This window comes from Rhodococcus sp. NPDC057529, from assembly GCF_042802055.1.
GTDB lineage: Bacteria > Actinomycetota > Actinomycetes > Mycobacteriales > Mycobacteriaceae > Rhodococcus_F.
Genome location: NZ_JBHVEY010000015.1, coordinates 183,968 through 198,426, shown reverse-complemented (window position 1 = coordinate 198,426; position 14,459 = coordinate 183,968). Strand labels below are relative to the sequence as shown.

12 protein-coding genes are annotated in these 14,459 nt (G+C 69.7%); 4 read left to right on the top strand and 8 right to left on the bottom strand.

Annotation, left to right across the window (positions count from 1 at the left end):
* Positions 1-15: 15 nt before the first annotated feature.
* Positions 16-1,203, bottom strand: coding sequence for an AAA family ATPase (locus ACFU5V_RS27925; protein ID WP_378703139.1), 1,188 nt, complete (start codon positions 1,201-1,203; stop codon positions 16-18).
* Between the two features lie 169 nt (positions 1,204-1,372).
* On the opposite strand from ACFU5V_RS27925, the gene ACFU5V_RS27920 reads away from it, so the two are divergent.
* The 3 genes from ACFU5V_RS27920 to ACFU5V_RS27910 are packed head-to-tail and all read left to right on the top strand — an operon-like array spanning position 1,373 to position 3,396.
* Positions 1,373-1,960, top strand: a complete 588-nt coding sequence (locus tag ACFU5V_RS27920) for a sigma-70 family RNA polymerase sigma factor (RefSeq protein ID WP_378703138.1) — start codon at positions 1,373-1,375, stop codon at positions 1,958-1,960.
* A gap of 51 nt (positions 1,961-2,011) precedes the next feature.
* Positions 2,012-3,109 (top strand): WD40/YVTN/BNR-like repeat-containing protein, encoded by a 1,098-nt coding sequence (locus ACFU5V_RS27915; RefSeq protein WP_378703137.1) that lies wholly within the window; start codon positions 2,012-2,014, stop codon positions 3,107-3,109.
* Positions 3,106-3,396 (top strand): MoaD/ThiS family protein, encoded by a 291-nt coding sequence (locus tag ACFU5V_RS27910; protein ID WP_378429788.1) that lies wholly within the window; start codon positions 3,106-3,108, stop codon positions 3,394-3,396. The genes ACFU5V_RS27915 and ACFU5V_RS27910 overlap by 4 nt, the downstream gene beginning before the upstream one ends.
* A 5-nt stretch (positions 3,397-3,401) precedes the next feature.
* Here ACFU5V_RS27910 and ACFU5V_RS27905 read toward each other — a convergent pair whose 3' ends face one another.
* Complete coding sequence (locus ACFU5V_RS27905; protein WP_378703136.1) at positions 3,402-4,073, bottom strand: cyclase family protein; 672 nt, start codon at positions 4,071-4,073, stop codon at positions 3,402-3,404.
* A gap of 69 nt (positions 4,074-4,142) precedes the next feature.
* Between ACFU5V_RS27905 and ACFU5V_RS27900 the strand changes: the two genes are divergently transcribed.
* On the top strand, positions 4,143-7,640 hold the full coding sequence (locus tag ACFU5V_RS27900) for a protein kinase (RefSeq protein WP_378703135.1): 3,498 nt from the start codon (positions 4,143-4,145) through the stop codon (positions 7,638-7,640).
* 7 nt (positions 7,641-7,647) lie between these two features.
* On the opposite strand, the gene ACFU5V_RS27895 is transcribed toward ACFU5V_RS27900, so the two are convergent.
* The 6 genes from ACFU5V_RS27895 to ACFU5V_RS27870 are packed head-to-tail and all read right to left on the bottom strand — an operon-like array spanning position 7,648 to position 14,455.
* Entirely contained in the window at positions 7,648-8,664 is a 1,017-nt protein-coding gene (locus ACFU5V_RS27895) for an aldo/keto reductase (RefSeq protein ID WP_378703134.1), read from the bottom strand.
* On the bottom strand, positions 8,661-9,152 hold the full coding sequence (locus ACFU5V_RS27890; protein ID WP_378703133.1) for a hypothetical protein: 492 nt from the start codon (positions 9,150-9,152) through the stop codon (positions 8,661-8,663). The genes ACFU5V_RS27895 and ACFU5V_RS27890 overlap by 4 nt, the downstream gene beginning before the upstream one ends.
* Positions 9,153-9,156: 4 nt before the next feature.
* Entirely contained in the window at positions 9,157-10,761 is a 1,605-nt protein-coding gene (locus ACFU5V_RS27885) for a GMC family oxidoreductase (protein WP_378703132.1), read from the bottom strand.
* A complete protein-coding gene (locus tag ACFU5V_RS27880) occupies positions 10,758-12,269 on the bottom strand; it encodes an aldehyde dehydrogenase family protein (protein ID WP_378703131.1) in 1,512 nt (503 codons plus the stop codon). The genes ACFU5V_RS27885 and ACFU5V_RS27880 overlap by 4 nt, the downstream gene beginning before the upstream one ends.
* Positions 12,270-12,285: 16 nt before the next feature.
* On the bottom strand, positions 12,286-13,404 hold the full coding sequence (locus ACFU5V_RS27875; protein WP_378703130.1) for a Zn-dependent alcohol dehydrogenase: 1,119 nt from the start codon (positions 13,402-13,404) through the stop codon (positions 12,286-12,288).
* Positions 13,405-13,438: 34 nt separating this feature from the next.
* The gene (locus ACFU5V_RS27870) at positions 13,439-14,455 is read right to left on the bottom strand and encodes an ABC transporter permease (RefSeq protein ID WP_378703129.1); all 1,017 of its coding nucleotides are present in this window, start codon (positions 14,453-14,455) and stop codon (positions 13,439-13,441) included.
* Positions 14,456-14,459: the final 4 nt, after the last annotated feature.

Genomic DNA, 14,459 nt, shown 5'->3' with positions numbered 1-14,459 from the left:
GAGGGCTAGATTGCGCTAGTCGTTCTGCGCGCGCAGGTACCTCCCGAAATGCGGCACGGTGAATCCGATCGACCCGCGCTCGGCCGAATAGATCAGGCCCTTCTTGATCAGCCCGTCCCGCGCCGGGGACAGCGACGCGGGTTTGCGGCCCAGTTCCGACGCGATCGCCGCCGTCGCGACCGGGCCGTCGTCCCCCGAGAGATCGGCCATCGCGCGCATGTACTCCCGCTCGGCCGGCGTCGCGCGCTCGTATCGCGAACCGAAGAACCCGACCGCCAGTTCCTCCTCCGCGGTCGGCTCGGCCACCCGCACGTCCTCCTCCGTAATCGGGGTCGCCGCGGCCACGTCCCACGTCGCCTTGCCGTACGCCTGAACGAAATAGGGGTAACCGTCGGCCGCCGCGTACAACGCGTCGAGCGCCTCGTCGGTGAACTTCACGTCCTCGCGCTCGGCGGGCGCGATCAGCGCCCGGTCCGCGGACACCCGATCCAGCCGGTCGATGCGGTGGTAGCTGAACAACCGCTCCGAGTAACTCTTGGACGCCGACAGCACCGCGGGCAGGTGCGGCAGTCCGGCGCCGACCACGATCAGCGGGGCCGCGTCCTGGCTGAGTTCGTGGCAGGCCCCGCACACCGCGGAGACGTCCGCGACGCCGAGGTCCTGCATCTCGTCGATGAACAGTGCGATCCCGACGCCGACGTCGCGGGCCAGGGACGACGCGTCGAGCAGCAGTTCCACCAGGTCGATCTCGATGTCCCCGGAATCGGCGCGACCCTTCACCGCGGGCGCGTCGATCCCCGGCTGCCACCGCTCGCGCATGCCCTTGTCGGCTGTCGCACGCAGGGCGAACGACTTCAGGACTCCGAGGAACTCCTCCACGCGGTCGGGGTCGCGGTGCGAGCCCGCGATCTCCCGAATCGCCATGTGCAACGCCGAAGACAGCGGCCGCCGCAGATCCTGATCGGGGCGGGCCTCGATCTTCCCGGTCCCCCACCGCCGGGAGATGGCCGCCGACCGCAGGTGGTTCAGCAGGACCGTCTTCCCGACCCCGCGCAGACCCGTCAGCATCACACTGCGCTCCGGGCGGCCGCGCGCGATCCGCTCGAGCACCACGTCGAACGCGTCGAGCTGCCGGGTTCGGCCCGCGAGCTCCGGCGGGCGTTGCCCCGCGCCGGGTGCGTAGGGGTTACGGACAGGGTCCATGGCCACGAAGGTAACAACCTCTGTTGCCGAATCTGCGCTCATCTAGCGCGTGTCCTAGATCCCGCTATGAAGTCGTAGCCGGGGTGGTGACTTCCGCACCCTGCGGTGCCTATCGACGATCGCGTGTTCCCCCGAGGCTGGATGCAGCCGCAGGAACAGGGAGAACACCATGATCGAATTGGACACCAGAGCCGAGTTGGAACGACTCGCGCCGTACGCAGCGGCGGGCGACGAAGACGCCGTCGAAGAGGTTCTCCGCATTGCGCACCCGCTCGTGCACCGCTACTGCACCACCCGGCTCGAGTCGGTGGATCACCCGCACACGACCGCCGACGACGTCACCCAGGACGTGTGCCTCGCGTTGATGAGCGCCTTGCGGACGTACCGGAACCAGGGAAAGTCGTTGCTGTCGTTCATCTTCGGCATCGCCGCACACAAGGTGTCCGACGCGCGGCGACGCGCCACCCGGTTGTCCGTACCGCCGACCGCGCGCGCCGCCGCGGCACATCACGTGGTGGACGTCGAGGACGGCCCCGAGCATCACGTCCTGCGCGACGAACTGCGCGGCGAGATGGGACTGCTCCTCGAGACCCTCCCGGTCCGGCACCAGCAGATCCTCTTCATGCGCGTCATCGTGGGAATGTCGGCCGAACAGACCGCACGAGTCCTGGACACCACACCGGGCGCCGTCCGCGTCGCGCAGCACCGGGCGCTGAGCCACCTGCGGGCGCGGATCGGGCACGGGCCTGCCCGCTGAGGTTCCCGCCCGGTCGTTGCCATCCGGCGGGCCGAGTGGTCCGATGGAGTCATGAGCGCAGCCGACACCGTCCTGCTCGCGATCGGAACGAAGAAGGGCCTGTGGCTCGCCACCAGCCGCGACCGCACCACCTGGTCGATGTCGGGCCCGCATTTCCTGATGAACGAGATTCCGAGCATCGGAATCGACACCCGTAGTGGACGCACCCGCATCCTGGTCGGGGTCCGGTCCGAACACTGGGGTCCGACCGTCGCGCATTCCGACGATCTGGGCGCCACGTGGACCGAACCGGACCACGGCGCCATCCGCTTCGGCGACGGTGACGGCGCCGCACTCGAGCGGGTATGGCAGATCCGGCCCGACACGGACGACCGTCCCGGCGTCGTGTGGGCGGGGTGTGAGCCCATCTCGGTGTGGCGGTCGGTCGACGGCGGCGAGCATTTCGACCTCGAACGCGGGCTGTGGGACCATCCGCACCGGCCCGAATGGGGAGCCGGATACGGTGGTGCCGCAGCACATTCCGTCGTCCCGCATCCGCGGGACGAGAACACCGTGCACGTCGCGATGAGCACCGGAGGTGTGTATCGCACCACGGACGGGGGTGCGTCCTGGGAGCCGCGCAACACCGGGATCACCGCCTATTTCCTGCCGGACCCGAACCCGGAGTTCGGCCAGTGCGTCCACAAGATCGCCCGCGACGGCGTCGTCCCCGACCGGTTGTACGCCCAGAACCATCACGGGGTCTACCGATCCGACGACAGCGGCGACACCTGGAAGTCGATCGCGGACGGGCTGCCGACGGACTTCGGGTTCGTGATGCTCACCCATCCCCGCCGCGAGGGAACGGTGTGGGTGGTTCCGATCAAGGCGGACGGTGAGCGCATCCCGCCCGACGGCCGGCCGGCCGTCTACCGGAGCGACGACGCCGGGAACAGCTGGACGCGCCTCGACAGCGGGTTGCCGGACCGCGACTACAACGTGGTGCTCCGCGACGCCGCCGCCGTGGACACCGCCGACCCGGTCGGGGTGTATTTCGGCACGCGTGGCGGCGAGGTCTACGGGAGCGCCGACGAGGGTGCAACCTTCCGCACGGTCGCTGCGCACCTGCCCGACGTCCTGTGTGTGCGGGCCGCGGTGATCGAATCATGAGCGAGGGCGTCACCGTTCGGGTTCCGCGGGCTCTGGCGTCGATCGTCGGCGGAGAGCGCTCCGTGCACGTGCCCCTCGACTCCGCGTCGACGGTCTCGCACGTGCTCGACGTCCTGGCGGGAGAGTTCCCGATTCTCGGCCGCCGGATTCGGGACGAGACCGGCGCCCTGCGGCGGTACGTCAACGTCTACGTCGACGGCGAGGACGTCCGGCTCCTCGGCGGCGTCGGCACCGCGGTGACCCCCGGGCAGGAACTGCAGATCCTGCAGTCCGTCGCCGGTGGTTGAGCACGCTAGTCGGCCAGGTGCATCGCCACCGCCCGGGTGGGGGCTCCGTCGCCGGCCTCGAGGGAGATCGGCAGGAGGCTGACGAGCGGGTCGGGGAAGTCGATCCGGTCGAGCCGGCACAGGTTCTCGCCGATCACTCCGCCGGCGTCGGCGATCAGATGGTGAACCGGATATCCGGCATCGGTGTGCTCGTCGGCCGGTGTCTCGTCGACGCTCGGGGCGTCGAGGCAGAACGTCCGCACTCCCCGCTCCAGCAGCAGTGCGCACAGCGCGGGGTCGAGGAACGGATGCGCGTAATAGGCGTCCGCTCCGTAGAACCGAGACCACCCGGTATGGAACACGGCGATGTCGCCGGGCCGGACGTCGTCCGCGCGGGATCCGATCACGTCCGGGGTGATCCGCTGCCGGGCACCGAGCCCGCGCACGTCGAACACGACGCCGCGGCCGACGAACAACTCCGGCGCCAGCCGGTCGATGGTCGCCGCCCCCGCCTTCAGGTGCGCCGGGGCGTCGACGTGCGTCCCGGACTGCGAACCGATCCGGACGTCCAGCACGTTGTACCCGTCGCGCTCGAGGGTGCAGTGCCGGATCAGGGTCGGCACCGGGTCGCCGGGATACACCTGCATCCCGGGCCCGATGGTGTGGGACAGGTCCACGACTTTCCGCACGTGTGGCATCGCTCGATTGTCCGGCCTCGGCGTCACCCGTGCCGCGATATGCTCGATGGCGAGCGAAGAGGTGGTGGCATGACCGATTTCGACCCGCTCGCCACCCAGCGTGAGTCGGTGTCTGCGACCTTCACGGCCGAGCTGTCCGCGGTCGGGCTGGAGGACGCCAAGGAGATCGGGCACGGTGGGTTCGGGGTGGTATATCGGTGCGCGCAACCGGAACTCGACCGCACGGTGGCAGTGAAGGTTCTCACTTCCGCGCTCGACGCCGAGAACCTCGAACGCTTCCTGCGGGAGCAGCGCGCCATGGGCAGGCTGAGCGGCCACCCGCACATCGTCAACATCATGCAGGTCGGGACCACCGACACCGGCAGGCCGTACATCGTGATGCAGTACCACCCCCACGATTCGCTGGACGCGCAGATCCGCCGGCGCGGGCCCATCCCGTGGAGCGACGCCGTGCGCATCGGGGTGAAACTCGCCGGCGCCCTCGAAACGGCGCACCGGGTCGGCATCCTGCACCGCGACGTCAAACCGGGAAACATCCTGCTCACGGAGTACGGCGAACCCCAACTCACCGATTTCGGGATCGCCCGCATGTCGGGGGCGTTCGAGACGACGGCGGGCACCGTCACCGGATCCCCCGCGTTCACCGCGCCGGAGGTGCTGTCGGGGCGGACCCCGACCGCCGCGTCCGACGTGTACAGCCTCGGCGCGACCCTGTTCAGCGCGATCACCGGGCACGCCGCGTTCGAACGGCACAACGGCGAGGAGGTGATCGCGCAGTTCCTGCGCATCACCACCCAGCCCGTCCCGGACCTGCGCAGCGAGGGATTCCCCGAGGACCTCAGCGCCGTGATCCAGCGGGCGATGGCCGGGAAACCGGACGGTCGCCCCGCGTCCGCCGCCGCCTTCGGAGACGAACTGCGGGAGGTCGAGCGCCACCACGGTCTGGCCGTGGACGAGATGGCGATGCCCGTCGACCCCGGCGTCCATCACGGCGAGGACGCCTCGCACGGCACGGTCTCGACCGTGTCCGGTCCGTTCCGGACCTCCACGACGGGACGGGCGAAGTATGCGTCGACGCCGCCGCCCGCGCCGGCCACCCGGTTCCGGCCGCCCGCCGCGACCCGGCAACTCGTGGAGCGCGGCCGCCTGATCGACCTGCTGCGGGCAGGCCGCCGGCGCCTGCTGACCGTGATCCACGGTCCCACCGGATTCGGCAAGAGCACCCTCGCCGCCCAGTGGCGGAACGTCCTCGCCGACGAAGGGGTCGCGGTCGCGTGGCTGACCGTCGACAGCGACGACGACAACGTGGTGTGGTTCGTCGCGCACCTCATCGAGGCGATCCGCCGCGTGCGCCCCAACCTGGCGAAGGAACTCGGCCAGGTCCTCGAGGAGCACGACGACGAGGCCGAACGGTACGTGCTCACCTCGCTCGTCAACCAGATCCACGAGAGCGGCGAACGCATCGCCCTGATCATCGACGACTGGCAGCGGGTGTCGGAACCCGCGACGATCGCCGCACTGGAGTTCCTCCTCGACAACGGGTGCCACCACCTGCAGGTCGTGGTGACGAGCCGGACCCGGGCCGGTTTGCCGATGAGCCGGATGCGGGTCAAGGACGAACTCGTCGAAATCGATTATTCGGAACTGCGTTTCGACGATTCCGAGGCACAGTCGTTCCTCGTCGACCTCGGCGGCCTGCCCCTCGACACCGAGGACGTCACCGAACTGCGCGACTCGACGGACGGCTGGGTGGCGGCGCTGCAACTGGCGTCGCTGTCGCTGCGCGGGCGCGCCGATCCGTCGGAGCTGATCGCCGGACTGTCCGGGCGCCACCACGCGATCGGCGAATTCCTCGCCGAGAACGTCCTCGACACCCTCGAACCCGAGATGCTCGACTTCCTGCTGGCCACCTCGATCACCGAACGCACGTGCGGCAGTCTCGCGGGCACGCTCGCAGGCACCGCCCGTGGGCAGGCGTTGCTCGAGGCGGCCGAGGACCGGGACCTGTTCCTGCGCCACATCGACGACGAGCGAACGTGGTTCCGCTACCACACGCTGTTCGCGGAGTTCCTGCGCCGCAGGCTCGAACGCGACCAGCCCGACCGCATCCGGGAACTGCACCGCGCCGCCTCCCGCTGGTTCTGCGACCACAGCCTGCTCCGCGAGGCCGTCGAGCACGCCCTCGCCGGCGGCGAGGAGCAACGTGCCGTGGAACTCGTCGAGGCCGACGGGTTGTTGCTGCTCGAGCAGTCGCAGTCGGCGACGTTGTCCGCGGTGGTCGACATGCTGCCGCCGGGTCTCGTCGCCGCGAGCGCCCGGCTGCAGGTCACGACGGCGTGGGCGAACGCGATGGCGAACCGGACCACGACCGCCGAACGCGCCCTCGAACGCGCCGAACGGGCGCTCGCGGACAGCGACGCGAGCGCAGGTGACACGGCGGATCTGCGGGCCGAGGCGGGCGTCGTGCGTGCCGTGGCGGAACTGCGCAACGACCGCACCGAACGGATCGACGAACTCGTCGGCGACTGCCTCGCCCGCCCGGAGTCGCTGCACCCGTGGGTGGTGTGCGCCGCGTTCAACGTCACCACGTTCGCCGCCGTGTACCGCTTCGACTTCGCGGAAGTGCGCAGGATCCAGGAGGTCGCGCGGCCCTTCTACGAGCGGAACAAGGGACCGCACAACGTCGTTCACGGACAGAGCTATCTGGGTGTCGCCTCGTACGAGCAACTCGACATCGACGATGCCGTCGACCGTTTCCGGCGCGCCCGCCGCGCAGGCCGGAAACTGGGCGGCCCGCGCGCACCGTCCGCCCGGCTCGCGGGGTCGCTGCTCGGTGAGGTGCTCTACGAACGCGGGGACGTCGAGGAGGCCGAGCGTCTCCTCGACGACGGATACACCCTGGCCATCGAGACCGGCGGGGTGGACTTCAAGGTCGCCCGCTTCGTCACCGGAGCGCACGTCAAGGCGCTGCGCGGCGACCGGGAGGAAGCGACGAAACGCCTCCACGCCGGACTCGAGGTGGCCGGGACCTTCTCCCTCGCCCGCCTGCGGGCCCGCGTCGAGAACGAACGCCGGCGACTCGGCATCGCCCCGCATCCGACCCTCGGCGCACCGGACCCGGTCCGCTACGAGAACCGGCGGCGCCCGGTGGCGGGCATCGACGAGATCGTCGCGCAGGTCGAGGAGGCCACCGCGGTTCGGATGCTGCTCGCCACCGGGGCCCGCGAGAACATCGAGACGGCGTGCGTGTGGACGCAGGAGTGGACCGACCGGCTGGCAGGCACCGGCCGCAACCGCGGCCACCTGCTGGCCGAGCGCCTCCGGGTGGCGTGCCTCGCCGCGGCGGGCCGCGAAGACGAGGCGAAGCAGGCACTCGCGTCCATCGCCGCGATCTGTGCGGCGCGCGGACTCCACCGGGTACTTCCCGACGGCGGGCCCCTCGTCGTCGCACTGATCGCGGATCTGCGGGCCGATCAACTGGCCGGCGACTGGCCCCCGGACCGGCCGACGGTGCCCTCCGACTTCCTGGAGGAACTGCAGAACTCGACGTCTCCGTACACGATGTGACCGCCGGTCAGGCCGGGGTGGGCGCCTCCTCCCGGATCAGCCCCGCGGCGCGCAGGTCCTGCCAGAATTCGGCTGGGATCGGGTGTTCGAGCCAGGCCGCGTTCTGCCGCAACTGGTCGCAGTTCCTGGCGCCCAGCAGGAGTTCCCGCACCGCGGGATGCGCGGCCGCGAACTGAATCGACGCGGCCGCCAACGGAACCCCGTGGCGCGCGCAGAACTTCTCGAAGTCGCGTACCCGGCCGAGCACCTCTTCCGGCGCCTGCTGGTAGTTGAACTTGGCGCCCGCGACCGCGCCGGTGGCCAGGACGCCCGAGTTGAACACACCGCCGAGCACGATCGCGACGTCGCGTTCCGCCGCGAGCGGCAGCAGGTCGGTCACCGGATCCTGCTCGAGCAGTGTGTATCTGCCCGCGAGGAGGACGCAGTCGAGGTCGACGCGTTCGAGGGCGTCGACGCAGACGTCGGCCTCGTTGACCCCGATACCGATCGCCCGGACCACACCCTCGTCCCGCAACCGGATCAGCGCGGGAAACGCACCCGCGAGCGCCTCCGCGAACCGCGCGGGCTGGGCGTCGCCGTGCGTGTACCGGTCGACGTCGTGCACGTACAGGATGTCGAACCTGTCCTGGCACATGCGCTGCAGGCTGTCCTCCACCTGCCGCAGCACGGCGTCGTACGAGTAGTCGAAGTCGGCCCGGAACGGCGGGGTGTCCACCCAGATCCCGGTGTCGAACGACCCCCGCGCCGCGGGTGTCAGCGTCCGCCCGACCTTCGTGGACAACACGTAGTCTTCGCGGTCCGCCGTCAGCAGTGCGTGGCCCAACCGGTGCTCGGACAGGCCGTGCCCGTACATGGGTGCGGTGTCGAACGACCGCACACCCATGTTCCACGCCTCGGCGATCTGCGCCTGGGCGTCCACCTCGGGGATCGGCCGGAAGATGTTGCCGATGGGCGCACCGCCGTATCCGAGGAGGGTGACGTCGAAGCCGGCGCGCCCGAATCCCCGAGTGTCGTTCACCTTCATGAATTCTCACTTCCATTGCCGAGGAACAGGGTGCCCGGGTCGCGCATCACGGCGTCCATCTCGCGGAGGCACACCACCTTGATCGCCGAGACGACGAGTTCCGAATAGAACTGGTCGTGGAACCACTTGTCGCCGCTGTACGCCACGACGAGCCCGCCCTCGCCCACCGCGCTACCACCCCATTTGGTCCACCCCTGCTGGTAGAGGTACGGGTGCAACTGCTGCACGGCGTGCGACGGCAGTCCGGTGGTCCAGCTGATCCGCGCCTTCGACTCGGCGATCGCGTCGTACGGCCCGCGCCAGTCCTTCTTCTCACCCCAGCTGCGGCGGTAGACGACGGGCAACTCCGCATCGGCGGACGGGGCGACGCCCGGCCGGAGCACGACGAGGTGCCCCGGGCTTCCGTGGGAGAGGTTCTCGATCGACGGGAGGGCGAGTTCGACGGCCTCACTGGCGACGTCTGCGGTCAGTCCGGAAAAAGTGGTCATCCGGTCATCCTTCCCCACGGATCAGATCGACGGCCTTCTCGGCGATCATCACCGTGGGAGCCTGCGTGTTGGAACTGACGATCCGCGGCATGACGGACGAGTCGACCACCCGCAGACCCTCGGTGCCCCTCACCTTCAGTTCCGGGGAGACCACGGCGTCGTCCCCGACGCCCATCGCGCACGTGCCGACCGGGTGGTACGAGGTGCGGCCGTACGCGCGGACGAACTTCACGTAATCGTCCTTCGTGTTCACCGACAGTCCCCCGGCCAGGTGCTCCGCCTTGATGTGCCGGGCCATCGACGACTGCGCCATGATCTCCCGGCTCTGCCGCAGCCCCTCGATGCTCGACTCGAGGTCGAAGTCGGTGGCGAGGAAGTTCGGGTCGATCAGCGGCTGGGCGGTGGGATCGTTCGACCGGATCTTCACCGACCCGCGGCTCTCCGGCCGCAGCGCGTACGAGTTCAGGGTGCAGCCGTATCCCGGGCGGACCGCCGCGACGCCGGCCTCGACGCCGGCGGCGGGCAGGAAGTGGAACTGCAGGTCCGGGATCGATTCCTGCGCGTGCCCGAAGCTGAATCCACCGGCCTCGACGACCGTCGACGCCAGCGGACCCCGCCGGAAGGCGGCGTACTCGAGCCCCGCCTTGGCCGTGGCCGGACGCATCAGGTTCAGGCGGTCCAGGCTCTGGTACTCGCGGAGTTCGTAGATGACGTCGAGATCGCAGTGATCGTGCAGGTTCCGGCCGACCCCGGGAAGGGCATGGGCCACCTCGACATTCGCGTCCCGCAGATCGTCCGGGTGCCCGATCCCGGACAGCTGCAGGATCTTCGGCGATCCGAACGCGCCGGCGGCGACGAGCACCTCGCGGGACGCGCGGAACGTCTCCACGCCGTGCGGGGTGAGCACCTCGATCCCGGTGGCGCGTCCGCCGTCGAGCAGTACCCGCGACACGACGACGTTCTCCCGCACCGTGAGGTTGGGGCGCTTCCTGGCGGGTCCGAGGTAGGCGACAGCGGCGCTGCACCGGCGGGCGTTCTTCGTGGTCGTCTGGTAGAGGCCGACACCGTACTGGTGCTCGCCGTTGAAGTCACCGTTGAACGGCAAGCCGAATTCCTGCCCCGCCTGGACGAACGACTTCGACAGCGGATGCGGGTTGATCGGGTCGGACACACCGAGCGGCCCGTCGGTCCCGTGGTACGGCGCCGACAGTCGTTCGTTGTCCTCGGACCGGAGGAAGTACTTCTGGATCTCGTCGAACGACCATCCGGCGCAACCGTATTTCAGCGCCCACTCGTCGTAGTCCTCGTGCGCGCCGCGCGTGAACACCTGGGCGTTGATCGAGCCGCCCCCGCCGATCACCTTGCCCTGCGCGAGCGGGATGACGCGCCCGTTGCAGTGCTCCTGGGGAACACTCGAGAATCCCCAGTCGTATTTACTCGCGGTGAGTTTCGCGAATCCCGCGGGCACGTGGATGAACGGATGCCGGTCGTTGCCGCCGGCCTCGAGCAGGAGAACCCGAACCGTCGGATCCTCGGTCAGCCGCCCGGCGAGCACACAGCCCGCCGTGCCACCGCCCGCGATGACGTAGTCGTAGGTGCCGGCACTCATCGGTTGCCTCCGGTCCAGTTCGGGAACACTCGCGTGCGTGGTCCGGTGCGGATCTGAATGGTCTTGACATCGGTGAACTCGTCGAAGCCGGCCTGGCCCATCTCGCGGCCGAACCCGCTCTGCTTCATGCCGCCGGCAGGCAGTTGCGGGGCGCCGTCGATGGTGGTGTTCACCCACACCCGGCCGCTGCGCATCTCACGAGCCACCCGCAGCGCCTTGTCGATGTTCTTGGTCCAGATCGACCCGGCCAGTCCGTATTCCGTGGCGTTCGCGAGCCGGATGGCGTCGTCGACGTCGCTGAACCGGGTGACGGTGAGGACGGGGCCGAAGATCTCCTCCTGGAAGGCCGCGGATTCCTCGCCGACGCCGTCGAGAATCGTGGGTGCGACGAAATGTCCTCGTCCCCAGTTCTCGCCGTCGAGCCGCCCGCCACCGGTCAGGACGGTTGCACCGTCACGCCGCGCCGCGTCGATGTGGCCGAGCACGGTCGCGAGGTGGCCCGCGTCGATCATCGGACCCAGTTCGCTCGCCTCGTCGAGCGGACCGCCCACGGTGATGCGGCCGGCGGCCTCGACGAGGCGGCTCAGGAAGGCGTCCGCGATCGAATCCTGGATCAGGAGCCGGGCACCCGACACACAGCATTCGCCCTGGTTGAAGAACACCCCGAACAGCACACCGTCGAGGGCGTCGTCGAGGTCTGCGTCGGCGAACACGACGCTGGCGGCCTTGCCGCCCAGTTCCATCGACAGCCGCTTGACGCTGCCCGCGGACGCCTCCACGATGCGCTTGCCCGTCTCGGTGCTCCCGGTGAACGACAGGATGTCGACGAACGGGCTCTCCGCGAGGGGTGCGCCGACCACCGAACCGGCACCGGTGACCACGTTCACCACGCCGTCGGGAACGCCGGCCTCGGTGAGCAACCGGGCCAGTTCGAGTGCGGTGCCGGACGTGAACTCCGCGGGCTTGATCACGGCGGTGCAGCCGGCGCCGAGCGCGAACGGCAGCTTCTGCGCGAGCAGGAGCAGCGGGAAGTTCCAGGGAATGATCATGCCGACCACACCGGCCGGCTCGCGGACCACCATGGCGGTGCAGTCGTCGCCCAGCGCCGTGTGTGCCTCGCCGTGCATCGTCATGGCCAGGGCCGCGGCGTATTCGAACAACTCGATACTCGCCGCGACGTCTCCGCGGGCGAGGGTGATCGGTTTCCCGGTCTCCTCGGCGTCGACGCGGGCGAGGTGTTCCTCGTGTTCGCGCATCAGCCCAGCGCAGCGCAGGAGCGCGCGGCCGCGGTCCATCGCGGTCCAGTGCGGCCATTCCCCCTCGTCGAACGCCGTGCGGGCGACGGCGACGGCGCCCAGCGCGTCGGCGCGCGTGCCCGCGGTGTACGTCGCGAGTACGCGGCCGTCGGCCGGGCTGACCCGCTCGAACGTGGTGTCCGACTGGGGCACCGCCCGGCCACCGATGAAGTGCCCGTAGGTGCGGAGGTGTGTTGCTTCGACTGTCGACATCTGGAGCCGTTCCTTGTCAGTGTTCGTGGATGAGGACGCCGCGCAGGTTGAGCCCTGCGTGCAGGTCCGCGTAGGCGTCGTTCACCTGGTCCAGGGCGTATCGCCTGGTGATCAGTTCGTCGAGCTTCAATCGCCCCGACTTGTAGTAGTCGAGGAGCGCCGGGATGTCCCGGGTGGGGTTGCAGTTGCCGAACAGGACCCCGCGCAGGTGCTTGGCGTAGACCACCAGTTCGAGCGGGCTGATCGGGATCCCCGGTGCGTTTTGTCCGATCGACACGACCGCGACGGTGCCCTCCTTGCGGACGGCGCCGAACGCGTCGGCGATCAGCTGACCGTCCACCACCCCGACGGTGACGACGGCGTTGTCCGCGCCCTGGCCGTTGGTGACCGAGCGGACGAACGGCATGGCCTCGTCGATCGATGCGTACGCGTGGGTGGCGCCGAGTTCGAGGGCGCGTTCGCGTTTGAACGCCACCGGGTCGACGGCGACGACGTGCGCGGCCCCCGCGTGGTGGGCGCCCTGCACCGCGTTGATCCCCACACCGCCGACACCGACGACCAGCGTCGTGTCCCGGGGACGGACGCCCGCGCCGTTCACGGCGGAGCCCCAGCCGGTCGCGACCCCGCACGACACGAGGCAGGCCACGTCGAACGGGATGTCCGCGTCGATCTTCACCGCCTGCGCCTGGGACGTGACGAGGTAGTTCGCGAACGTGCCGAGGCGTTGCATGGCGCCGATCGGCCGCCCCGACTGCGTGGCGAACCGCGCCGTTCCGTCGAGCATGAAACCAGCCTCCATACCGGCCCCCGTATCGCAGATATATTGCATCCCCTGCGCGCACCAGGCGCAAGTTCCGCAGGCGGGGAGATAGGCGGTGGCCACGTGATCGCCGACGGCGAGCCGGGTCACCCCGGGACCGACCGCGTCGATCACCCCGGCACCCTCGTGACCGCCGACCAGTGGCAGCGTGTTGGGGATGTCGCCGGTGACGAGATGATCGTCCGAGTGGCACAGCCCGGACGCCATCACCTTGATCCGCACCTCCCCGGGACCGGGCTCGGCGAGGACGAGATCGTCGACCTCCCACTTGCCGCCCACTTCGTGAATCACCGCACCGCGTGCCGTCGTACTCATCGTTCTCCTTCGAATCTCACACTGACACAGAGTCTTACTTGATGATCGAGAGCCGGCTGCGGTCGAGCGTCACGGCGACCGCGACGATGACGACCACGCCGTACACGATCTGCTGGAAGCTGGGATCGATGCCGGCCACCGAACCGCCCACCCGGAGGACGGTGACCACCAGGGCGCCGACGAGCACCCGCCACGCGCCGCCGATTCCACCGGTGATGGCGCAGCCGCCGACCAGCACGGCCGCGATCGCGGGAAGCAGCAGCGAGTCCGCGAGTTGCGGTGCGGCGCTCTGCTGCTGGGCCGACAACACGATACCCGCGGCTCCCGCGAAGAAACCGGACAGGGCGAACGCTCCGACTCGGACCACCCGGGTCCGGACGCCGCTCATCATCGCCGCGATCTCCCCCAGCCCGACGAGGTGGAAGACGTTGCCCCGCGGCGAGAACCGCATCGCGCAGAACACCGCGGCCACCGCGGCCACGCCCGCCCACACCGCCATCGGCAGTCCGAGCACCGTCCACGAACTGAGCCAGAAGATCGCGTCGTAGCCTTCGCTGATGTAGATGGTGGTCGACCCCGAGGCGACGAGCGCGACGGCACCCCAGAATCCCAGCGCACCGAGCGAGACGACGAACGACGGGACCTGCCCGAACACGATCAGCAGACCGGTGAGCGCGCCGATCAGGGTGAGCGCCACGAGCGTGACGACGACGGCGAGCGGACCGAGGGCGCCGATCGCCGTCGCCAGGATCACCGTGGCGAGAGACGCGAGCGCCGCTACCGACAGGTCGATGCCACCGGTGAGGATGACAAACATCTGCCCCAGCCCCAGCAGCAGAATCGGCACCGCCTGCGCCGAGACCACGGCGAGGGCGTTCACGGACAGGAAGTTCGGTTCGGCGAGTGCGACGAGGAGGACGAGCGCGACCAGCACGGCCGACGGCCCCGCAAGACGCAGCCGGTCCCGCGCCGTCCGGGACACCGCGGCCGCCGCACCCCCGGGTGCGCGCGTCTCGGCGGAAGTCCTCTCGGTGAAAGTTTCTGTTGCCACGGCG